This window comes from Polaromonas sp. AET17H-212, assembly GCF_002379085.1.
In the GTDB taxonomy this organism is placed as follows: Bacteria; Pseudomonadota; Gammaproteobacteria; order Burkholderiales; family Burkholderiaceae_C; genus Polaromonas.
This window is the reverse complement of record NZ_NBZW01000048.1, coordinates 1-20209: the sequence shown is the minus strand read 5'-3', so window position 1 is coordinate 20209 and position 20209 is coordinate 1. Positions and strand designations below refer to the sequence as shown.

The window sequence follows — 20209 nt, the reverse complement described above, 5'->3', positions numbered from 1 at the left end:
TTGGTCAGTACGGCGACGCGAAGCGGGGTGGAGTCCGCAGCGCCTCCTTCAACCAGCTTCAGCGCCGTGCTGAGCCCTGCCAGGCCGCTGCCAACAATCAGCACATCAAACGTGTTTGGTGAGGTCTCGGACGGCGTGCTGCCGCCCGACAGCGGTACGCGTTCGACGTGGGGTGTCACGGGAAGATGTTTCATGAGAAGCAGCATGGCTTTGCGGGGCGAGTTCGTGCTGTCCCGGCAGCCGTTTTGTGACAGAGGTAGCCTAAAGTCCTGGATGACGTCATTCCGCAGGATCCCGCATGCACTGCAGGCTCATGGGGGTGCTGCCCGTTAGCCCGTGCGTTGACCTTTTCTGACGATGGTTCCCATGTCGGTGATTCTGTCGTTCAGCGAAGAACGCCCGGCCGGATGTTTCGTGCAGATGCAAGCATCGCGAGGCGTTACGTGGAGCAGGCCACCGTTGTGGGTGCTGCGGATACATTCCCTGGCGATCTTACCTGTATTGCTTCTGGAGCTGGCGTCGCCTTGACCTGCCTCCTTCCAGCCCTGCAGTCTAAATGACAGGCCGGTCCGGTTCAGGCCGATTGACGCCACACCTGCTGAGCCCAACGGAAGTGAGCCCAGGCCGGCGGGCAGCCGGCTGGGACCATGAAGTGAAGACGGCCACGTGGACTGACCTTGACCATTGGCGCCCGGTCATGAAAGTGCAGAATAAGTGTATATTCGAAATCATTGAATAACGACCGTAACCTGCAGGGCTAACGCGACATGTATGGGCAAGCTTGCAAGCCGAACAAACACACCACCCCTTACCGAGTCGGATCAGGTTTTTGAGTCTGCTGCCGAACTTTTTCGGGCGATGTCTGCACCGATGCGGTTGAAAATCATCAGCAGCCTGTGCAATGGCGAGAAAAACGTGAGCCAGCTGCTCGCGGAAGTCGACACCACCCAGCCCAATATGTCGCAGCATCTGAATACGCTTTATCAAAGCGGCGTCATTGGCAAACGCCGTGAAGGTGTCCAGATTTTTTACCGCATCACCAACGATCGCGTGGTGACCCTCTGCCGGGCCATCTGCACCCAGATCGCGATCGAGACGGATTATGAAAAAGGCCGGTGAGACCAGGGCTCACGGCTTGATGTAGACGAAGCCTTCCCGGGCTTGTAGCTGGGCTGCTTCCGCGACGCCAGAAGGAACGACTTTTCCTTCCATGAGCAGCTTGTCCGGAGAAATATTGCGCGTGACCAGCGTGTTGTTGCAGACACGAAACTCTACGCCACGACCGGCCAGGGTGCTGACGGTTGAGCTGAACTCGCGGCCCCGGCTGTCCTTGGCGTCTTGAATCATGAAATCAATGCCAGGCCCATTGGTGACCACCACAATCCTGGCTTTGGGATCCGCGTTCAAGTGGTTCTGGATGTTGTTCAGCGCGGCAGCGGCAGTTTCAATGCCGGTGGTGAGGTGATAGACCGCCTTGATTGGCTGGGTCGCCTGAGCGCTCTGCTGGGGGGTGGCGCAGCCCGAGAGCGTGCTCGCAGCAAACACCGTGATCGCCATGGAAAGAATAAGTCTGTGCATGAGTCGTTCCCAAAAAAATGAAACCCCGATCAATTCCGGGGGAGGTGGAAGGTGGAAGGTTGGGGGTGAAGGCAGGCAAGTTGCCAACATTCTTACAGCAGTGTATCGGCCCAGATGTTCTGCGCCCAGTTCCAGGCGTACACGCCTTCCAGCTCATTGGGCGCGGCAGAGACACCCCCCGAACCGGGCACCGACTTGAAGGTTTTTTCGGCGGCCACATACTGGTGCACAGACGCCACATGAACGACCAGCTTGTCGTTGACGAAGCTGTAGCAGGTGTTGGTCAGCACCGGATTCGGGTTGACCTCCATGCCTGAAAGCTGTGCCACCACGGCCGCCGCCACGACCTTGCCATGCGAGTTGGCCATGTGGCCGGACTTGGGCATCAGCGGGGCGGACAGCGTTGAATCGCCAATGATGTGAACGTCCTTGGCGGCGGTGGATTCAAACGTCAGGTAGTTGACATCGCACCAGCGTTTGTTGGCATTGGCCAGGCCGGACCGCACGGCAATGGCGCCGGCACTCATGTCCGGCAGTACGTTGAGCACCTGGGCCCTGACGTCGTCTTGAACATCGAACTTGACCGTGTTTGTCCGCGCATCGACCGCCATGGCCTTGTGCCCGCCGCGGTATTCCAGCATGCCCTGGTAGTTCTCGGCCCAGAACTTCTTGAACAGTGGCCCCTTGGATGTGACGTCCGGATTGGCATCCAGAATCAGGACCTTTGATTTCGGCTTGGCCTTCTTGAAGTAGCTGGCCACCTGGCTGGCGCGTTCATAGGGCCCGGGCGGGCAGCGGTAGGGAGCCAGCGGGATGGTGATGGCATAGACACCGCCGTCGGGCATGGCTTCGAGCTGGCGGCGCAGCGCCAGGGTTTCCGGACCGGCTTTCCAGGCCTGCAAAATCTGTCCCGCTGCATTGGCGGCCTGCAGGCCGCCAATGCTGTTCCACATCAGGTCGATGCCGGGAGACAGGATCAGCTTGTCATAACCGATGGTGGCGCCACTGGCCAGGGCCACGGTTTTTTTGTCGGCATCGATGCTGCTGACCATGTCCTTGACGACGGTGACACCGTGTTTGCCGCTGAGCTTGTCGTAGGGCGTGGTGATGTCGGCCATGGTCCTGGAGCCGCCCAGCACCAGATTGGAGATCGGGCAGGAAACGAAGTTGGTGTTGGGCTCGACCATCACCACGTCGATCTTGTAGTTCGACAACATGCGCACATACTTGGCCGCTGTCGCGCCGCCGTAGCCGCCGCCAATGACGAGCACCCTGGCCCGGTTGGGAATGCGGCCCGTGGTGGCGCAGCCGACCATGCTGCCCAGTGTGCCGAAGGCCAGGGAAGCCTGAACAAAATTGCGTCTTTTCATGTTGTTCCTCCGGCTTATCGCTTGGTCGCGGCGAAATAGGTGGCGATGCTGTCGATCTGCTGATCGGTGAAGCCCTTGCTGAGCTGGTGCATCACCGTGGCTGGACGCGAGCCATCCTTGAAGGCATTGAATTGCATGATCATGTAGCTCTTGGGCATGCCGACCAGCGAGGGGATGGCCGAGCCATCCACCGTGCGGCCGTCGGTGCCATGGCAGTTGGCGCAGGTTGCGGCGAGGGCACGTGTGTGCAAGGCGGCGCTTGCATCCTGCGCCACCGTGGCACTTGTCGCGCCTCCCATGAGCAATGCCGCGGCAAGGTAAATTTTGATGCGCATGGCTGGTCTCCTCTGTGAGATATCAACCAACATGAATATAGCGAATGAATGACCCGAAGTACCGCGGGTAAACACGCACAGTCTGCGGCGGCTCAGGGCGCCGTCAGGGCGGGCCGTCCGATGGCCATGCGCTGGCCGATGGGCTTGCCGTCAAGCAGGCGATCCGTCAGGCCTGCGCCGGCCCACATGCCGACCAGGGCGATCCAGGCCGTCAAGGCGAAAATGGCCCCTCCGGTGATGCCGGCGCCGACGGCACAGCCGCCTGCCAGCATGGACCCGAACCCCATGAGGACGGCGCCCACGATATAGCGGCGCATGCCGTAGCCGTCGGTGAATCCTTCCAGCTTCAGGTCCTTTCCGACCCAGGCGCCAATGAACGAACCCATGAACACGCCAGGCAGCAAACCAAAGTCAAACCCGATCGCCGGGGCCGGCGAAGACAGTACCCGCATCAGCCATTCTGCGGAAGGGCCGCTGAAGGTCAGGCCCTGAACCTGCACCACCTGAAAGGAGCTGGCGGACACGAGGTAGGTGTAGCCCCAGCCAGCGGCCACCATCAGGCCTGCCCCGATGCCGCCAATCCATTTCCACAGACCCCAGCCGCTTCGTACCGAGAAGAAAAGCGCTGCCGCAAGCCACACCAGGCCAAAAAGCAGTCCACCCCAGTGCCCTGCGCCGGTGATGGCCAGCAGGTCACGCGAGGGGCCGCCGTCTACCGTCCACCAGGCGCTGATGGTGTTGCGCAGGGGGGCCAGCGAGCCGGACAGCGAGGCTTGCGCGGTGACGGCAAAGATCAGTCCTGACAGCAGTGCCCGCAAATTGCCGTTCGCCGACAAAATCAACAAACGGCTGGCACAGCCCCGGGTCATGATCATGCCGGCGCCAAACAGCAGGCCGCCGATCAGCGCCCCCGAGAGACTGCCGCGCGCGGCGATCTGGCGCGCCGTGCTCACGTCGAGTGACTGCGTCAGGATGAGAAGTTGAACGCCAACCACGGCGCTGGAAAATGCCAGCAGCCATACGGAGAGCTTCTCGCCGAATTTCCGATGCCAGAACTCGATGGCGGCTGCCCGCAGGCAAAACTTCGAGCGCTGGGCAAAAAAGCCAAAAAGGATGCCAATGACGAGCCCTCCAATGGCCAGCGCCACGCTTTCCCCGTAACGCTCAAAAAGGGTTGCCAAGTTCATGACGGTTTCCAATAATTCAGTATTAGCTTATATTAATGCTAAGTTCAGTGAGGCTTTTGTCTCTTGATCTTGCTCAAGCTCTCGATCTGGGTGGGCGAGCTGGGCGATCGATACACTCCTGCTGAGGACACGTATGGCGATGACGAGAACGTTTTTTTGGCGGCACGGCCTGGGCGTGCTGTTGGCGGCGCTGAGCGCCTTGACGGCCCATGCCGACGCAGTGCCCGCCATGGCTGCGCACAAGGTGTCGCCTTCTGCGTGGTATGTCGAGGGCGTATCGGCCCTGGGCTCGCCGGCCAACCAGAACTTCATTTCCAACGCGGGGTTCGTGGTGACGCCGGCAGGCGTGGTGGTGATCGATGCGCTGGGATCGCCTGCACTGGCGACCCGCCTCCTCGCCGAGATACGCAAGGTGACGTCGCAACCGGTCACGCATGTGATCGTGACGCACTACCATGCCGATCACATCTACGGCCTGCAGACCTTCAAGGCGCAGGGGGCTCGCATCATCGCGCACGTTGCGGCAAAAGCCTATCTGAATTCGGAGACGGCCCGCTTGCGGCTGGACACTTCGCGCCAGGAACTTGCGCCCTGGATCGATGCCCAGACGCGGCTGGTGGAGGCCGACGAGTGGATCGACAAGGACAAGGAACTGGTGGTGGGCGGCGTGCGTTTCCAGCTCAAACATGTGGGCCCCTCGCATACCCTGGAAGACCTGGCGATCTACATGCCCTCGGAAAAGGTGCTTTTCGCTGGCGACCTGGTCTTTCGCAGCCGCATTCCGTACGTCGGTCAGGCCGACAGCCGGCACTGGATCGCCGCGCTCGACGATCTGCTTGCGTTTGACACGACCGTCATCGTGCCTGGCCACGGGCCGCTGTCTTCCGAGGCTCGCAAGGACATGCAGCTGACACGCGACTACCTCGTCTACCTGCGCAAGGCGATGGGGGAGGCCGCCAGGAATCTCGAACCCTTTGAAGAAGCCTACAAGGCCACCGACTGGACGCAGTTTGAACACCTGCCGCTGTTTCGCGTCGCCAACCGAATGAACGCCTACAACACTTACCTGCTCATGGAGCGCGAAGAAAAATGAAGGCTCGTTCTGCCCTCCGCGACCCGCCGCGCCGGCAGTGGCTGGTGGCTGCCGCATCCCTGCTTCTGCTGCCCGGTGTGAAGGCTGCCGGGCTGCCCGCGTTGCCTGCTTCCCGTTCGCTGGCCGATGAGTTGCGTGTTGCCTTGCGCGCCGGCAAGCCCCTGGTGGTGATGGTCAGCCTCGAGGGCTGCGTGTTTTGCCGGGCGGTGCGGGAAAGCCATCTGGTACCGATGCGCGAGCAAGAGGGCCTTGCGGTGGTGCAACTGGACATGCGCAGCCGGCAATTGACCCGCGACTTCAGTGGCGGGCAAATGACGCACGATGAGCGGGTCCGGGCGTGGAACGTCAAAGTGGCGCCGACGCTGCTCTTCTTCGGGCGGGACGGGGCGGAAGTTGCCGAGAGGCTATCCGGGTACTCGCCAGACTTTTACAGTTTTTATCTGGCCGAGCGATTGGCACAGGCCCGGGCTCGACTGCGGGCCTGAGCGGTGGGCGGAACGCCATCCTTGAGCGTGTGCTGCTCAGCAGGCAGCCAGAGGCTGCTCTTGGATTTGCAGATGATCGGGGCCGTTTCCATTGGGCTGGCGCCCTGTTTTTTTCCCGGACTCAGGCTTTCAGGCGTCGGCGCGCAGTTTGGCATGAATGCGCCGGGTGGTGCGCCACACGCCCCATAACACCACCGGAATCAGCACGCCCGTGGCGATTTCGGCATTCAGCGGTACGCCCGCAGCCTTGAGCGCCTTTCCGGCATACAGCAGCAGGCTGATGACGTAGTAGGAAATGGCCGCGATCGACAGTCCCTCAACCGTGGATTGCAAGCGCAGTTGCAATTCCTGCCCACGCGTGAGCTTTTCCAGCAGCTGCCGGTTCTGCATTTCGGTGGCAATGTCCACTCGCGTGCGCAAGAGCGCGCTGGTGCGCGAAACGCGCTCAGACAACGAAGCCAGGCGTTGCGCCGTGGCTGCCACGGTCGCCATGGCAGGCGACAGGCGGCGTTGCATGAATTCACCGATGGTCTGTGTCCCGGGAATGGCCTTTTCGCGCAGCTCGGTGATGCGCTGGCCCACCAGCGTGTCGTAGGCTCGGGTGGCTGAAAAGCGGTAGTTGTGCTCGGCCGTGGCGCGCTCAACGCGTGCCGCGAGCGACACCAGCATGCCCAGCAATTCCTGATCCGACGCCGACTCACTTTCGAGCAGCGCGGTGTTCGCCGCCAGCGCGCTTTCGGCCTCGGCCAGCATCGGCGACAGCAGCTTGGCTACGGGCAGGCCGCGCAGCGCCATCATGCGGTAGGTTTCGACGTCCAGCAGACGCTGCGAGATACGGCCGGTGCGGGTTTCGCTGATGCCGGGTTGCGCGATGACCAGCATGCGTTCAAATCCGTCAGGAGCGATGCGAAATTCGGTGAGCGCCCAGGAGTGGCCCAGGGGCTTTCCGGGCAGCACGGGCTGCCCTTGCACATGACCGAGTTGGGACGCCACCACGGTATGCCCTCCAAACCAGCGCTGCGCCTGGGCCATGAGCGCCTGTTCGTCGGAGAAATCGCCGTGGACCATGGCCAGCTGAATGGCTGCGACGGTGCGTCCCGGGATGCTGGCCAGCCATTGCGGAGCCACCACCGGGGCGCCCAGCAGCTCTGGCTCGGTGGCACCCAGGCCCGCTGTACCGGGCAGCGCCTGCACAATCGAATAACGCGTGAATTCGCTGTGTCTTTCCCACTTGACGGTGTAGCCCTCAAATCGCAGGCGCAGGAAGTTGCCGTTGAGGTTGTCCAGCGGCAACGCATGCTGCCCCGCGAGACGGCGCAGGTGCGCGCACTCCATTTCGCGGGTGACGCCTTCATTGAGCACCGCCACGTAAATGATGAGCGCCGGCAGCCTGATGCGCGCTGCAGGCCGCGCATGCACTTCGTTGTGCAGCGCGGTACGTTCCAGGTCGTCCGGCGGGAGCCACGCGGGCAGGCTGCGCGGCACGGAGTCAGGCGATGCGTAGACGGCGGTCGGAAGTTGCATTGTGACTATTTTGCAGGCAAATTCCCGTGCGTGAAAATCTTATCGGCGAAGCCGCGGGCGAAACGTCCGGAGCGCCGTGGACTTGAAAATCAGGCGATGGGGAGCGTTTAGCGGAAGGCAGGGCGCGGCATCAGGCGTTCGTACAAGGAGGCAGTCGCTTTTTGCCGTTGACATGGTGATGCAGGCGATGTCGCCAAAGTCCGAGATGCAGATGGGGAGTTTTCTGGTTTCACGGAAACACGAAAGGTCATGCGGTCAGCAGGAAAACCAGCCTTGAAACCAGAAAATAAAAAAACGGAATTCAGCGCATACCGACAGCGAAGATCAGTGCTTCGGTGGCGTGCTGCCGGCCTTGGATCTGGCGTTGGCGTCGAGGCCGCCTTTGGCATTCCATTCAGCATAGCCACCCTGAAGAATACGGACGTTGTCCCAGCCAGCCACGCGCAGCGCAAATCCCGCTTGGGCGGACAAGGTGCCGGTGTTGCAGTACAGGAGGACGGGCTTGTTTTTGGGAATCTGGCTGCTTTTGGCCAAGACCTGCCGCCATTCGATATTGACTGCGCCGGGAATATGCCCGGCATTGAACTGGGCGCTTTCGCGTGCGTCAATCACCAGCATCTTGGCATATTCCTCTTTGGGAATCTGCTCAGGAAAGATCGTTCCGCCGCCGTATTCAACAAATTCAAGGTAAGCCGCCATTTCATCGATTGCAATGGCTTTGTTGTCAGCATGAGCCGGTGTGCCAGCCAACAACGCACTGGCTGCGAGTACGAGAAAGAGGGCGGTGTTCTTCAGGCGCATGGTGTTTTCTTTTGTTGGTGTCATCGATCCAGGGGCATTCCGGTTCCAGGCAAGAGCGGTGGCGCTTTGCTTTGGGCGCGGAAACGAATCAGGCAGGGCCGGTGGATGCCTGGCAAGCCGGATCATGGCTTGACCATTGGCCAGCCGCGGGCGGCCCAGAGGCTCATGCCGCCCTTGACGTAGCTGGCGTTTGTGTAGCCCATGGTCCGCAGTTGCTCGACCACGCGTGATGAACGGTTTTGTGTATTGCAGATCACCAGAAACGGTTGTTTCGCAGGCTGCGGCAGTTCTGCCAGACGCTTACCCAGCTGGCTCATGGGGATAAGCACCGCGCCCTTGGCGACACCGGTTGCGTGCTCGTCAGGCTCCCGGATGTCGATGACGATCTGGGAAGACTGCTCAATTGCAGCCTGTGCTGCTTCCAGCGAAACAAAAGGGGGTCCGGCCTGGGCCGCGGCATTGGCCGCCATTCCCAGAAGCAAAAGAGTGACCAATAAAAACGATGGAAGTCGCAGGGTGTGAAGCATGTCCGGCGGTGGGTATGTTGTTGCGGCACTGAGACTGTTCGCGGCCGGTGGTGTTGCATGACGTCGTCCTGCACGGAAGGGCAGGGCGGCAAGCGAGACTTCACAACGTTTTCTTTCCAGGCTCGGCCCGTGCCGCACGGCGCGGGCCGAGCCTGGAAGAAGTCCTTACTTCACCTGGTCGATGTATTTGCTCAAACGGTCTTTGTTCATAGCCAGAGTTTTGCTGTAAGCCGCAGCTTCTTTTTTGGCATCTTCCAGGTTGACCGGCTTGCCGACCTGAATCACGCCCACCATGGCCATGGATTTATGCGGATCGCACTGGTACATGTAAACGCCTTCCGCATCGAGCTTGACCACGATTTCCTCGTCCATCTTGCCCTTCCAGGCCGTGGCGCCTTTAGGCGTGAAAAAAGACGAGCTGTTGTGCGATGCGTCGGTTTTGATGAACTTCACGGTGTCACCTTTGGTGGCTTGAATGAAACCTGGCTCAAAAACCATGATGCCGTCCTTGCCGCTGTTGACCATTTTGATCTGGTGTTCTGCGGCGTACACCCCCGTCACCAACAGCATGCTGGCAAGCAGCGTCGCGAATTTTTTCATATGAAATACCTTTAAAAATTAAATCTGATCGACCATGAGATAAAACTGGCGCGCATAAAATGAAGCACTTGCTTATATTAGCGGCAGACGATGTTTAATTGGCTGGTAGAAACCCGCAGCTTTCGGGTTTTGCCGACGGTCCTCAACCTGGCCCGGTCAGTCTGCGCCGGTGGACAGTCCCCGCATAGGGTTCCAGTGGCGCAAAAACTGTGTCGCCAGAAATCCCTCGCCACGCTCCAGCACGAAGTAGCGAAAGGACTCGGCGGCCGGCGAAAGCATCTTGGCCAGGGTGTGCACGCAGTTCCACCGCCGCACCACCGGCGCGCCCTCGACCGGAATCATCCTGAGCAGTCCGTTGTCCAGCTCCAGGCCCAAGGTGTGCAGAGACAGAAAACTGATGCCCATGCCGGCCATGACGGCTTGCTTGATGATCTCGTTGCTGTCCGCTTCCATGGCCACGCTCAGTTCAACGTGCTGCCGCTGGAAAAATTCCTCCAGTGCCGCGCGGGTTCCCGAGCCCTGTTCGCGCATGACGAACGGCGCGCCGAGCAAGCCGGCCACGGTTACTTCCTCCATGGCCATCAGGGGGTGGTCTGGTGCGGCAATGAACACATGAGGATGCGCGGCGAAGGGCTCTGCGCGCGTTGCCATTTGCTCGGGCGGGCGCCCCATGATGGCGATGTCCACCTCGCTGAGCTCCAGCATCCGCACCAGCTGGCGGCGGTTGCCCACCACCAGCTTGACATCGATGCCCGCATGTTCGCGCTTGAACTCTGCCAGGAGGTGCGGGAGAAAGTAGGTGGCTGTGCTGACCATGCCGATGGTCAGGCTGCCCATTTCCAGCTTTTGCAGCCGCGCGGTGGCGTCTTCGGCGTCCTTGAGGGTCGCCAGAATTTTCCGGACGTACACCAGCACGTATTCGCCCGTGGTGGTGAGGCTGATTTTCCGGCCGCCGCGATCGAAAAGCGGCAGGCCGACATGGCCCTCCAGCTCCTTGATCTGCATGGTGACGGCGGGCGGTGTGAGGTGAAGCGCTTCTGCCGCTTTTGAAAAACTCAAATGCTTGGCGACTTCATTAAAAACCCGCAACTGCCGGAAGGTAGCGTTTTTCATTAAGCAAAACCTTAACACAAACAATGCAAATGGTGAATATACCTTATTTAATTACATGCTTATAGTTGGCCTCATTATCAACAACACACCCTTGTGAATGGAGTGCCAATGAGCGAATCCACGCTAATTACAGACGCCAAAACGCGCTACAGCGCCGGCGTGCTGAAGTACAAACAAATGGGCTACTGGATGCCCGACTACGTGCCGACGGAGACCGACACGATTTGTCTGTTTCGCATCACGCCGCAAGAGGGTGTGGATCCGGAAGAGGCGGCAGCCGCCGTCGCTGGTGAATCGTCCACCGCGACCTGGACCGTGGTGTGGACCGACCGGCTGACGGCCTGCGACAGCTACCGCGCCAAGGCCTACAAAGTGATTCCGGTGCCGAACACCCCGGGCCAGTACTTCGCATATGTGGCCTATGACCTGATCCTGTTTGAAGAGGGTTCGATTTCCAATATGACGGCCTCGCTGATCGGCAACGTGTTCAGCTTCAAGCCCCTGAAGGCTGCACGTCTGGAAGACATCCGCCTGCCAGTCGCCTACGTCAAGACCTTCAAAGGCCCGCCTACCGGCCTGGTGGTGGAGCGCGAGCGCCTGGACAAGTTTGGCCGCCCGCTGCTGGGTGCCACCACCAAGCCAAAACTCGGTCTGTCGGGCCGCAACTACGGCCGGGTGATTTACGAAGGCCTGCGCGGCGGCCTGGACTTCATGAAAGACGACGAGAACATCAACTCGCAGCCCTTCATGCACTGGCGCGACCGTTTCCTGTATGTGATGGACGGTGTCAACAAGGCGCAAGCCGTCACGGGTGAAGTCAAGGGCAGCTACCTGAATGTGACCGGCGCCACGATGGAAGACATCTACGAGCGCGCCGAGTTCGCCAAGGAACTCGGCTCCGTCGTGGTCATGCTGGACCTGGTCATTGGCTGGTCGGCGATTCAGAGCATGGCCAACTGGGCGCGCAAGAACGACATGATTGTTCACATGCACCGCGCCGGCCACGGCACCTACACCCGGCAGAAGAACCACGGCGTGAGCTTCCGCGTGATTGCCAAGTGGCTGCGCCTGGCCGGTGTGGACCACCTGCACACCGGCACCGCCGTCGGCAAGCTCGAAGGCGACCCAATGACGGTTCAGGGTTACTACAACGTCTGCCGCGACAGCTACACCAAGACCGACCTGCCGCGCGGCCTTTACTTCGACCAGGACTGGGCCGACACCAAGAAGGTCATGCCGGTCGCGTCGGGCGGCATTCACGCCGGCCAGATGCACCAGCTGCTCGACCTGTTCGGCGACGACGTGATCCTGCAGTTCGGCGGTGGCACGATCGGCCATCCGCAGGGAATTCAGGCGGGCGCGGTCGCCAACCGGGTGGCGCTCGAGACCATGGTCAAGGCGCGCAACGAAGGCAAGGACATCAAGAACGAAGGTCCGGAAATCCTGAAAAAGGCTGCCCAGACCTGCGGTCCGCTGAAGGCTGCCCTCGACACCTGGGGCGACATCAGCTTCAACTACGCATCGACGGACAGCAGCGACTACGCGCAAACCCCCTCGGCATCGAACTGATGCGCTGAACACAGGAGAACCAAATTATGATGACCAACCCCATGGGCCGCCTCACGCAGGGCCAGTTCAGCTTCCTGCCCGATTTGACCGACGCAGAAATTGCGCTGCAGGTGGAGTACGGTCTGGGCAAGGGCTACGCCTGGAGCGTGGAGTACACCGACGACCCGCACCCGCGCAACACCTACTGGGACATGTACGGCATGCCGATGTTTGACCTGAAAGACGCGGCCGGCGTGGTGATGGAAGTGACGGGTTGCCGCAAGGCTTTCCCCAACCATTACATCCGCCTGATGGCTTTCGATTCAACCCGCGGTGTGGAGTCGATTGCGATGAGCATCATCGTGAACCGCCCCAAGAACGAGCCCGGCTTCGTGCTCGAGCGCCAAGAGGTCAATGGCCGCAGCCTGCGCTACACCACCCGTGGTTACAGCGCGGACCGGCCCGAAGGCGAGCGCGGCTAGGCACGCCGGGGTGAAAGGCCTCTCGATCATGAACGCACCGATGTATTCGATTCCCGGTCAGGTGAAGGCGCAAGCCGTTGCCGAAACGACGGCTGCTGGCGGGGACCACGCGCTGGCGGCGGCTCGCACGGTGGCCGAGGTGTTGGCGCACTCGCATGTGGAGCCGGTTCTGCAGGAGCTGGATGACGCGCTGGTCGGGCTGGCGCCGGTCAAGGCGCGCATCCGCGACATCGCTGCGCTGCTGGTGATCGACAAGCTGCGCCTGAACCTGGGGCTGGCAGCCCAGGCGCCTTCCTTGCACATGTGTTTCACCGGCAACCCCGGCACCGGGAAAACCACCGTGGCCATGCGCATGGCTGAAATATTGCACCGACTCGGCTATGTGCGCAAAGGCCATATGGTCGCGGTCACGCGTGACGACCTGGTGGGCCAGTACATTGGCCACACGGCGCCCAAGACCCGGGAAGTGCTTAAAAAGGCCATGGGTGGCGTGCTGTTCATTGACGAGGCCTACTACCTGTACCGCCCGGAAAACGAGCGCGACTACGGCCAGGAGGCCATTGAAATCCTGTTGCAGGTCATGGAGAACCAGCGCGATGATCTGGTGGTGATCCTGGCCGGCTACAAGGACCGCATGGACACGTTTTTCCAGAGCAATCCTGGCATGAGCTCGCGCATTGCCCACCACCTTGACTTTCCGGACTATGCGGTGGGCGAGCTGATGCAGATTTCGCAAAAAATGCTGGGCGACCAGAATTACCGCTTTGGCCAGGGCGCCGCGAAGGTGTTTGAAGAGTACCTCACGCTGCGTATCGGCCAGCCGCACTTTGCCAATGCGCGCAGTGCCCGCAATGCGCTGGAACGGGCTCGGCTGCGCCAGGCGAGCCGCCTGTTTGAAGACCGCGACCGGGTGTTGACCGTTGACGACCTGACGACGATTGAAGAGCGGGACATACGCGCCAGTCGCGTCTTCCAGCAAGTGAAGGCGCAGCCATGAACACCGCCGGTCTCCAGGCCCTGATTTTTGATGTCGACGGGACGCTGGCCGACACGGAACTGGCGCACCTGGCCGCATTCAACGAAGCGTTTGCGCAGGAGAGCCTGCCCTGGCGCTGGGACGTGCCCCTGTACACCCGGCTGCTGGAAGTGTCGGGGGGTAAGGAGCGCATCACCTATTACTGGCGGCAGGTTCAGCCCGATCTCAAGAGTATCGACAACGCCGCCTTTACCGAGACCGTGCGGCGCATCCACGACCAGAAAACAGCGGCTTACGAGCGCATGGTCAATAACGGCGCCGTGCAACTGCGGCCAGGCGTTTTAAAACTGATCGAGCAGGCGCACGACGGGGGATTGCAACTGGCCATTGCAACGACCACGTCGCCGGTCAATATTTCCGCGCTTTTGCGCTGTGCCATGGGGCCGGACTGGACGCGGTTTTTTTTCGTGATCGAGGACGCTTCGACCGCGCCCCGCAAAAAACCCCATCCCCAGGTGTATTTGCAAACGCTGAGCCGGCTGAAGTTGCCCGCAGCCGCGTGTCTGGCCATTGAGGATTCAGCCAACGGATTGCGGGCCGCGGCGGCGGCGGGGTTGCCCACCATCATCACCCAGAATTCTTTCACCGGGCACCATGACTTTTCAGGCGCGCTCTGCGTCCTGCCGGACCTGGCCGGCTGCACGCTGGCGCAGCTGGCCGGCATGCACGCAGCAGCGGGCCCGAAAAAATCGACCGCTCGCTGATTCTTTTCTTCATAAGCATCCTCACCATGTCAAGCCCCCTCCGCATTGCGCCTTCGATTCTGTCCGCCGACTTTGCCCGTCTGGGCGAAGAGGTTCGCGCCATTGAGGCCGCCGGGGCCGACCTGGTGCACTTTGACGTGATGGACAACCATTACGTGCCCAACCTCACCATCGGCCCGCTGGTGTGCGAAGCGATTCGCCCGCACGTGAAGATCGGCATTGATGTTCACCTGATGGTCGAGCCGGTGGATGCGCTGATTCCGCTGTTTGCCAAGGCCGGCGCCAACATCATCACCTTCCATCCGGAGGCGTCGCGCCATGTGGACCGCACGCTCTCGCTGATTCGCGAACACGGCTGCAAGGCCGGGCTGGTGCTGAACCCGGCCAGCTCCGTGGAATGGCTGGACCATGTCATGGACAAGCTGGACATGGTGTTGCTCATGAGCGTGAACCCCGGCTTTGGCGGGCAGAAATTCATCCCCGCCACGCTGGGCAAGCTGCGTACCGTGCGTCAGCGCATAGCGGCGCACCAGGCGCGCGGCGGCCAGCCGATCTGGCTGGAAGTCGATGGCGGGGTGAAAACCGACAACATCGCCGAGATCGTGCAAGCCGGTGCCGACACCTGCGTGGCGGGCAGCGCCGTGTTTGGTGCGCCTGATGCCGATGGCGGCTACCGCGGCGTCATGCGCGAGCTGCGCCGCCAGGCCGCCTTGCTCTGAACTCCTGCATCAACCCTCCTGAAAGAACGGCCATGCCACTAACCGCCAATCGGTCCACCCTGACCCAATTCCTGATCGAGGAGCGCCGCCGCTTCCCCAGTGCCAGCGGCGATTTCAATGCCCTGATCCTGGACGTGGCGCTAGCCTGCAAAGGCATTGCCCGCGCTGTCGCGTTCGGCGAGCTGGGGGGCGTCATGGGTAACCACGCAGTTGCCGAGGGTGGCTCCGTCAATGTGCAGGGCGAGACGCAGAAAAAACTCGATGTACTGAGCAACGATGTTTTTATCCGGCGGACCGAATGGGCGGGCAATCTCGCGGGCATGGCGTCTGAAGAAATGGACTTGCCGTATCAGATTCCGCTGCAGTATCCGCGCGGCAAGTACCTGCTGGTGTTTGACCCCCTGGACGGGTCCAGCAACATCGACGTGAACGTTTCCGTCGGCAGCATTTTTTCGGTGCTGCGCGCACCGCAAGACGTGGAAGACACCGGTCGCGATGTGACCGAGGCTGATTTTTTTCAGCCCGGCGCCAGCCAGGTGGCCGCAGGTTACGCCCTGTATGGCCCCACCACCATGCTGGTGCTTACCGTGGGCGATGGCGTCAACGGTTTCACCCTGGATCCGAACCTGGGCGAATTCATGCTCACACATCCGAAGATGCAGATCCCGACCGATACCCAGGAGTTCGCCATCAATGCCTCCAACAGCCGCTTCTGGGAGGCGCCGGTCAAGCGTTATGTGGATGAGTGCCTGGCGGGCAAGACCGGGCCTCGCGCCAAGGATTTCAACATGCGCTGGATTGCCAGCATGGTGGCCGAGGCGCACCGCATTCTGATGCGCGGCGGTGTCTTCCTCTATCCGCGCGATACCAAAGACGCCTCCAGACCCGGCCGCCTGCGGCTGCTTTACGAGGCCAACCCGATAGGCATGCTCATGGAGCAGGCCGGCGGCCGGGCGTCGACCGGGCACCGGCCGATGCTGGGCGTGCAGCCAAGCTCGCTGCACCAGCGCATCGGCCTGGTCTTCGGCTCCAGGAGCGAGGTGGAGCGCATCGAGCGTTACCACGCCGAACCCGCCAAGACCGAGCAGACCAATCCGCTGTTTGCCGAACGCAGCCTGTTCCGCGTCTGATTTTCGGTGGTGGCTGCCGCAAGGCTATTGAACAAGTAGCTGATCACGCAGCAAACATCCGGACTACAGGCTTTTGTTGCCCAATTTTTTTGACTTACGGAACCCCCCATGTCTGAACGCCATCCCATCATCGCCATCACCGGCTCGTCCGGTGCCGGCACCACCTCGGTTACGCATACGTTCGAGAACATCTTCCGCCGCGAGAACGTGAACGCCGCCATCATCGAGGGCGACAGTTTTCACCGCTACGACCGCAAGGACATGAAAACCAAAGCGGCCGAAGCCGAGGCAGCGGGCAACAACAACTTCAGCCATTTCGGGCCGGAAAACAACCTGTTTCCCGAACTGGCCGAGTTGTTCCGCGCCTATGGCGAAACCGGCACCGGCAAGCGCCGCAAATACCTGCACGACCCTGAAGAGGCCGCGCCCTACAAGCAGCAGCCCGGCACCTTCACGGCCTGGGAAGACGTTCCCGCGGACACCGACCTGCTGTTCTACGAGGGCCTGCATGGCGCCGTCGTCACGCCCGAGGTCAACATCGCGCAGCATCCGGACCTGCTGATCGGGGTGGTGCCGGTGATCAACCTGGAGTGGATCCAGAAACTCTACCGCGACAAGTCCAAGCGCGGTTACAGCACCGAGGCCGTGACCGACACCATTCTGCGCCGCATGCCCGACTACGTGAACTACATCTGCCCGCAGTTCATGCACACGCACGTGAACTTCCAGCGCGTGCCCATGGTCGATACCTCCAACCCCTTCATCGCGCGCGACATTCCTTCGCCGGATGAAAGCATGGTGGTGATCCGCTTTGCCAACCCCAAGGGCATCGATTTCCAGTACCTGCGCAGCATGATCAACGACTCGTTCATGTCGCGCGCCAACACCATCGTGGTGCCCGGCGGCAAGATGGAGCTGGCCATGCAATTGATCTTCACGCCCTTTGTCTGGCGCATGATGGAACGCAAGAAGAGGGCTTCCTGAGATGACCACGCCTACACCCGACATGGCCAGGCACATGGCCAACGCTGTCCGCATGCTCGCCGTCGATGCGGTCGAACAAGCCAAATCCGGCCACCCCGGCGCGCCCATGGGCATGGCCGACATCGCCGAGGTGCTGTGGAACCGCCACCTCAAGCACAATCCGGCGAATCCGAAATGGCCGGACCGGGATCGTTTTGTACTGAGCAACGGCCACGGCTCCATGCTGATCTATGCCCTGTTGCACCTCACAGGGTACGACCTGCCGATGGAGGAGCTGAAGCACTTCCGCCAGCTGCACAGCCGGACGGCGGGCCATCCCGAAGTGGGCGTCACCCCCGGTGTGGAAACCACCACCGGACCGCTGGGCCAGGGCCTCGCCAACGCGGCCGGCATGGCGCTGGCGGAGAAGCTGCTGGCTGCCGAGTTCAACAAACCCGGCCATGGGGTGGTGGACCACTTCACCTATGTCTTCATGGGCGACGGCTGCCTCATGGAAGGCATCAGTCACGAAGCCTGCTCGCTGGCCGGCACGCTGCGCCTGTCCAAACTGGTGGCCTTCTACGACGACAACGGCATCTCGATTGACGGCCATGTGGAGGGCTGGTTCACCGACGACACGCCCAGGCGTTTCGAGGCCTATGGCTGGAATGTCATTGCCGCAGTGGACGGGCACGATCCCCTGGCCCTGGACGCCGCCGTGCGGTCGGCGAAGGCCCAGGCGGTCCTGCCCGATGGCCGGCCCACACTGATCTGCTGCAAAACCGTGATCGGCCACGGTTCGCCGAACAAGGCCGGCACGCATGACGTGCACGGTGCAGCCCTGGGGGCCGCCGAAGTGGCCGCCACCCGCGAGGCGCTGGGCTGGACTGCTGCGCCCTTCGACGTGCCAATGGACATTGCCAACGCCTGGAACGCCGTCGAACGCGGCCAGCTGGCCGAGCGGACCTGGCGCGTGCGTTTCGAGGCCTACCGCACGCAGTACCCACTGGAGGCGGCCGAGTTCGAGCGCCGCGTGGCCGGCGACCTGCTGCCCGCTTTGGCCGACAAACTGCCCGAGTTGCTGGCGGCCATTGCGGCCAAGCCGGACGCCGTGGCGACCCGCAAGGCGAGCCAGAACGCGCTCGACGCGCTGAGTTCCCTGGTGCCCGAATTTTTCGGTGGCAGTGCCGATCTGACGGGATCCAACCTGACCAACTTCAAGGGCTGCATCAAGGCCGGACGCGACCAGGCGGGCAACCACGTGAGTTACGGCGTGCGCGAGTTCGGCATGGCCGCCATCATGAACGGCATCGCGCTGCATGGCGGGTTCATCCCCTACGGCGGCACCTTCCTGACCTTCAGCGACTACAGCCGCAACGCCATCCGCATGGCCGCGCTGATGAAGCTGCGTGTCATCCATGTGTTCACGCACGACAGCATCGGCCTGGGCGAAGACGGGCCCACGCACCAGAGCGTGGAGCACATTCCCAGCCTGCGCATCATTCCCAACCTGGACGTCTGGCGGCCGGCGGACGGCCTGGAAACCGCCGTCGCCTGGGCTCACGCCATCGGGCGGCGCGACGGCCCCAGCGCGCTGTGCCTGTCGCGCCAGAACCTGCCGCGCTTGACCGGTGCCGGCATGGCCGGGAGCATCCGCCGCGGCGGCTATGTCCTGTCTGACATGGAAGGGGTTCAGGCCGTGATTGTGGCCACGGGATCGGAAACCTCGCTGGCCATGGAAGCGCAGGCCGCGCTGGCGAGCGAAGGCATTGCCACCCGCGTCGTGTCCATGCCCTGCACCAATGTGTTCGACCGCCAGAGCGAGGCCTACCAGGCGCTGGTGCTGCCGCTGGGCCTGCCCACGGTGGCCATTGAAGCGGCGCATCCTGATTTCTGGCGCAAGTATGTGGGCCGTACCGGCATGGTGGTGGGCATCGCCAGCTTTGGTGAATCCGCACCGGCCAGCGCTCTGTACGCCCACTTTGGCATCACCGTCCAGCGCGTCGTGGAATCCGTGCGTACGCTGGCCCACCGCGCGGCCTATCGCCGCGAAATCTGGGTGGGCGGCGACGACCGGAGCAATGGTGTCTTGTCCGATCAGATTGTTCTGTCCACCACCTGAGCCTGAACACGTCATGAATACATCTTTTGACCTGGTCATGTTTGACCTCGACGGCACGCTGATCGAAACCGCGCCCGAAATCTGCGATGCCGTCAACGACACCCTGCGCCGCTTCGACCTGCCCGAGGTGGAGCAGCAGCAAGTCAACGACTGGATCGGCCACGGAACGCGTGAGCTGCTGATCCAGGCCCTGGCGTACAGCGGAAAAACGGATGCTGCGGCCATACGCATCAGCGATAGCCTGGCGCTGATTGCCGCAGAGTTTGACAAGCACTACCAGAGACGCTGCGGGACGCGCAGCCACCTCTACCCCCAGGTGCGCGAAGCGCTGACGGCGCTGCGCAGCAGGGGCACCAGGCTGGCGGTGGTGACCAACAAGGAAGGCCGCTACACCGCCACCGTGCTGAACGCCCACCAGCTGATGCCGCTGCTTGACTGCGTGGTCAGCGGTGACACGCTGCCCACCAAAAAACCGGACCCGGCGGGCATTGAGCGCTGTCTTGCGCAGTTTGGCACGCCTCGGCACCGCGCCCTTTTTGTGGGGGACTCCAGCATCGACGTGGCGACGGCGCGTAACGCCGGCATCGCCGTCTGGGCGCTGCCCTATGGCTACAACATGGGCCAGCCGATAGCCGCCTGCGCGCCGGACCGGGTCATCGCGGACTGCTCGGCGCTACTGAAGTCATAGCAGCCGGCGCAGGTTCAATCGGCACAACAGTCACTATTTATTCAAGGAAATCGGCATGGCCATCAAACTAGGTATCAACGGCTTCGGCCGCATCGGGCGCAACGTGTTGCGAGCCGCCGTGCAGAACTTCAGCGACATCGAGATCGTCGGCATCAACGACCTGCTCGAGCCCGACTACCTCAAGTACATGCTGCAGTACGACTC

The 20209-nt window shown here is 61.8% G+C and carries 22 protein-coding genes; 13 read left to right on the top strand and 9 right to left on the bottom strand.

Features of this window, described 5'->3' with window-relative positions; all coding sequences use genetic code 11:
- The first annotated feature begins 771 nt into the window (after window positions 1-771).
- Window positions 772-1119: an ArsR/SmtB family transcription factor gene (locus B7G53_RS21645; RefSeq protein WP_096671599.1), complete on the top strand. Its 348-nt coding sequence runs from the start codon at window positions 772-774 to the stop codon at window positions 1117-1119.
- A 9-nt stretch (window positions 1120-1128) separates the two neighbouring features.
- Here B7G53_RS21645 and B7G53_RS21640 read toward each other — a convergent pair whose 3' ends face one another.
- The 4 genes from B7G53_RS21640 to B7G53_RS21625 form a co-directional block, all read right to left on the bottom strand.
- Window positions 1129-1557 carry a DsrE family protein gene (locus B7G53_RS21640; RefSeq protein WP_255250125.1) on the bottom strand — a complete coding sequence of 143 codons (429 nt, stop codon included), beginning with the start codon at window positions 1555-1557 and terminating at the stop codon, window positions 1129-1131.
- 113 nt (window positions 1558-1670) lie between these two features.
- Window positions 1671-2948, bottom strand: coding sequence for an NAD(P)/FAD-dependent oxidoreductase (locus tag B7G53_RS21635; protein WP_096671595.1), 1278 nt, complete (start codon window positions 2946-2948; stop codon window positions 1671-1673).
- Between the two features lie 14 nt (window positions 2949-2962).
- Window positions 2963-3283 (bottom strand): c-type cytochrome, encoded by a 321-nt coding sequence (locus B7G53_RS21630; protein ID WP_141396427.1) that lies wholly within the window; start codon window positions 3281-3283, stop codon window positions 2963-2965.
- A 92-nt stretch (window positions 3284-3375) separates the two neighbouring features.
- Window positions 3376-4470, bottom strand: a complete 1095-nt coding sequence (locus B7G53_RS21625) for a YeeE/YedE family protein (protein ID WP_096671593.1) — start codon at window positions 4468-4470, stop codon at window positions 3376-3378.
- Between the two features lie 133 nt (window positions 4471-4603).
- Between B7G53_RS21625 and B7G53_RS21620 the strand changes: the two genes are divergently transcribed.
- Together B7G53_RS21620 and B7G53_RS21615 are read left to right on the top strand one after the other, a co-directional pair.
- On the top strand, window positions 4604-5563 hold the full coding sequence (locus tag B7G53_RS21620) for an MBL fold metallo-hydrolase (RefSeq protein WP_441339014.1): 960 nt from the start codon (window positions 4604-4606) through the stop codon (window positions 5561-5563).
- Complete coding sequence (locus B7G53_RS21615; RefSeq protein ID WP_255250124.1) at window positions 5560-6048, top strand: thioredoxin fold domain-containing protein; 489 nt, start codon at window positions 5560-5562, stop codon at window positions 6046-6048. The genes B7G53_RS21620 and B7G53_RS21615 overlap by 4 nt, the downstream gene beginning before the upstream one ends.
- A 129-nt stretch (window positions 6049-6177) precedes the next feature.
- On the opposite strand, the gene B7G53_RS21610 is transcribed toward B7G53_RS21615, so the two are convergent.
- From B7G53_RS21610 to B7G53_RS21590, 5 genes are all read right to left on the bottom strand, one after another.
- Window positions 6178-7572: a DUF3422 family protein gene (locus tag B7G53_RS21610; protein ID WP_096671591.1), complete on the bottom strand. Its 1395-nt coding sequence runs from the start codon at window positions 7570-7572 to the stop codon at window positions 6178-6180.
- A 324-nt stretch (window positions 7573-7896) separates the two neighbouring features.
- Window positions 7897-8499 (bottom strand): rhodanese-like domain-containing protein, encoded by a 603-nt coding sequence (locus B7G53_RS21605; protein WP_255250123.1) that lies wholly within the window; start codon window positions 8497-8499, stop codon window positions 7897-7899.
- A complete protein-coding gene (locus tag B7G53_RS21600; protein WP_255250122.1) occupies window positions 8496-8900 on the bottom strand; it encodes a rhodanese-like domain-containing protein in 405 nt (134 codons plus the stop codon). The genes B7G53_RS21605 and B7G53_RS21600 overlap by 4 nt, the downstream gene beginning before the upstream one ends.
- A 165-nt stretch (window positions 8901-9065) precedes the next feature.
- On the bottom strand, window positions 9066-9500 hold the full coding sequence (locus B7G53_RS21595; protein WP_217992642.1) for a pseudoazurin: 435 nt from the start codon (window positions 9498-9500) through the stop codon (window positions 9066-9068).
- 156 nt (window positions 9501-9656) lie between these two features.
- On the bottom strand, window positions 9657-10613 hold the full coding sequence (locus tag B7G53_RS21590) for a LysR family transcriptional regulator (RefSeq protein WP_096671585.1): 957 nt from the start codon (window positions 10611-10613) through the stop codon (window positions 9657-9659).
- Window positions 10614-10721: 108 nt separating this feature from the next.
- Here B7G53_RS21590 and B7G53_RS21585 point away from each other — a divergent pair, with 108 nt between their 5' ends.
- The 10 genes from B7G53_RS21585 to B7G53_RS21540 form a co-directional block, all read left to right on the top strand.
- Window positions 10722-12182: a form I ribulose bisphosphate carboxylase large subunit gene (locus B7G53_RS21585; protein ID WP_096671583.1), complete on the top strand. Its 1461-nt coding sequence runs from the start codon at window positions 10722-10724 to the stop codon at window positions 12180-12182.
- 26 nt (window positions 12183-12208) lie between these two features.
- Entirely contained in the window at window positions 12209-12643 is a 435-nt protein-coding gene (locus B7G53_RS21580) for a ribulose bisphosphate carboxylase small subunit (protein WP_096671581.1), read from the top strand.
- A gap of 28 nt (window positions 12644-12671) precedes the next feature.
- Window positions 12672-13640, top strand: a complete 969-nt coding sequence (gene cbbX, locus B7G53_RS21575) for a CbbX protein (protein WP_096671603.1) — start codon at window positions 12672-12674, stop codon at window positions 13638-13640.
- The gene (locus B7G53_RS21570) at window positions 13637-14383 is read left to right on the top strand and encodes an HAD-IA family hydrolase (protein ID WP_096671579.1); all 747 of its coding nucleotides are present in this window, start codon (window positions 13637-13639) and stop codon (window positions 14381-14383) included. Before cbbX ends, B7G53_RS21570 begins: the two co-directional genes overlap by 4 nt.
- Before the next feature lie 26 nt (window positions 14384-14409).
- Window positions 14410-15102 (top strand): ribulose-phosphate 3-epimerase, encoded by a 693-nt coding sequence (gene rpe / locus B7G53_RS21565; RefSeq protein ID WP_096671577.1) that lies wholly within the window; start codon window positions 14410-14412, stop codon window positions 15100-15102.
- A gap of 32 nt (window positions 15103-15134) precedes the next feature.
- Entirely contained in the window at window positions 15135-16232 is a 1098-nt protein-coding gene (locus B7G53_RS21560) for a class 1 fructose-bisphosphatase (protein ID WP_096671575.1), read from the top strand.
- Between the two features lie 108 nt (window positions 16233-16340).
- The gene (locus tag B7G53_RS21555; RefSeq protein WP_096671573.1) at window positions 16341-17216 is read left to right on the top strand and encodes a phosphoribulokinase; all 876 of its coding nucleotides are present in this window, start codon (window positions 16341-16343) and stop codon (window positions 17214-17216) included.
- 1 nt (window position 17217) lies between these two features.
- On the top strand, window positions 17218-19317 hold the full coding sequence (gene tkt, locus B7G53_RS21550; RefSeq protein ID WP_176491444.1) for a transketolase: 2100 nt from the start codon (window positions 17218-17220) through the stop codon (window positions 19315-19317).
- Between the two features lie 13 nt (window positions 19318-19330).
- The gene (locus B7G53_RS21545) at window positions 19331-20005 is read left to right on the top strand and encodes an HAD-IA family hydrolase (RefSeq protein WP_096671571.1); all 675 of its coding nucleotides are present in this window, start codon (window positions 19331-19333) and stop codon (window positions 20003-20005) included.
- 55 nt (window positions 20006-20060) lie between these two features.
- Window positions 20061-20209, top strand: a 149-nt coding sequence (locus tag B7G53_RS21540; protein WP_141396407.1) for a glyceraldehyde 3-phosphate dehydrogenase NAD-binding domain-containing protein, incomplete at its 3' end; no start/stop codon positions are given.

Coding starts and splice junctions, on each gene's coding strand:
- B7G53_RS21645 (WP_096671599.1), top strand. CDS start 772: ATGGGCAAGCTTGCAAGCCGAACAAACACACCACCCCTTACCGAGTCG.
- B7G53_RS21640 (WP_255250125.1), bottom strand. CDS start 1,557: ATGGCGATCACGGTGTTTGCTGCGAGCACGCTCTCGGGCTGCGCCACC.
- B7G53_RS21635 (WP_096671595.1), bottom strand. CDS start 2,948: ATGAAAAGACGCAATTTTGTTCAGGCTTCCCTGGCCTTCGGCACACTG.
- B7G53_RS21630 (WP_141396427.1), bottom strand. CDS start 3,283: ATGCGCATCAAAATTTACCTTGCCGCGGCATTGCTCATGGGAGGCGCG.
- B7G53_RS21625 (WP_096671593.1), bottom strand. CDS start 4,470: ATGAACTTGGCAACCCTTTTTGAGCGTTACGGGGAAAGCGTGGCGCTG.
- B7G53_RS21620 (WP_441339014.1), top strand. CDS start 4,604: ATGGCGATGACGAGAACGTTTTTTTGGCGGCACGGCCTGGGCGTGCTG.
- B7G53_RS21615 (WP_255250124.1), top strand. CDS start 5,560: ATGAAGGCTCGTTCTGCCCTCCGCGACCCGCCGCGCCGGCAGTGGCTG.
- B7G53_RS21610 (WP_096671591.1), bottom strand. CDS start 7,572: ATGCAACTTCCGACCGCCGTCTACGCATCGCCTGACTCCGTGCCGCGC.
- B7G53_RS21605 (WP_255250123.1), bottom strand. CDS start 8,499: ATGATCCGGCTTGCCAGGCATCCACCGGCCCTGCCTGATTCGTTTCCG.
- B7G53_RS21600 (WP_255250122.1), bottom strand. CDS start 8,900: ATGCTTCACACCCTGCGACTTCCATCGTTTTTATTGGTCACTCTTTTG.
- B7G53_RS21595 (WP_217992642.1), bottom strand. CDS start 9,500: ATGAAAAAATTCGCGACGCTGCTTGCCAGCATGCTGTTGGTGACGGGG.
- B7G53_RS21590 (WP_096671585.1), bottom strand. CDS start 10,613: ATGAAAAACGCTACCTTCCGGCAGTTGCGGGTTTTTAATGAAGTCGCC.
- B7G53_RS21585 (WP_096671583.1), top strand. CDS start 10,722: ATGAGCGAATCCACGCTAATTACAGACGCCAAAACGCGCTACAGCGCC.
- B7G53_RS21580 (WP_096671581.1), top strand. CDS start 12,209: ATGATGACCAACCCCATGGGCCGCCTCACGCAGGGCCAGTTCAGCTTC.
- cbbX (WP_096671603.1), top strand. CDS start 12,672: ATGAACGCACCGATGTATTCGATTCCCGGTCAGGTGAAGGCGCAAGCC.
- B7G53_RS21570 (WP_096671579.1), top strand. CDS start 13,637: ATGAACACCGCCGGTCTCCAGGCCCTGATTTTTGATGTCGACGGGACG.
- rpe (WP_096671577.1), top strand. CDS start 14,410: ATGTCAAGCCCCCTCCGCATTGCGCCTTCGATTCTGTCCGCCGACTTT.
- B7G53_RS21560 (WP_096671575.1), top strand. CDS start 15,135: ATGCCACTAACCGCCAATCGGTCCACCCTGACCCAATTCCTGATCGAG.
- B7G53_RS21555 (WP_096671573.1), top strand. CDS start 16,341: ATGTCTGAACGCCATCCCATCATCGCCATCACCGGCTCGTCCGGTGCC.
- tkt (WP_176491444.1), top strand. CDS start 17,218: ATGACCACGCCTACACCCGACATGGCCAGGCACATGGCCAACGCTGTC.
- B7G53_RS21545 (WP_096671571.1), top strand. CDS start 19,331: ATGAATACATCTTTTGACCTGGTCATGTTTGACCTCGACGGCACGCTG.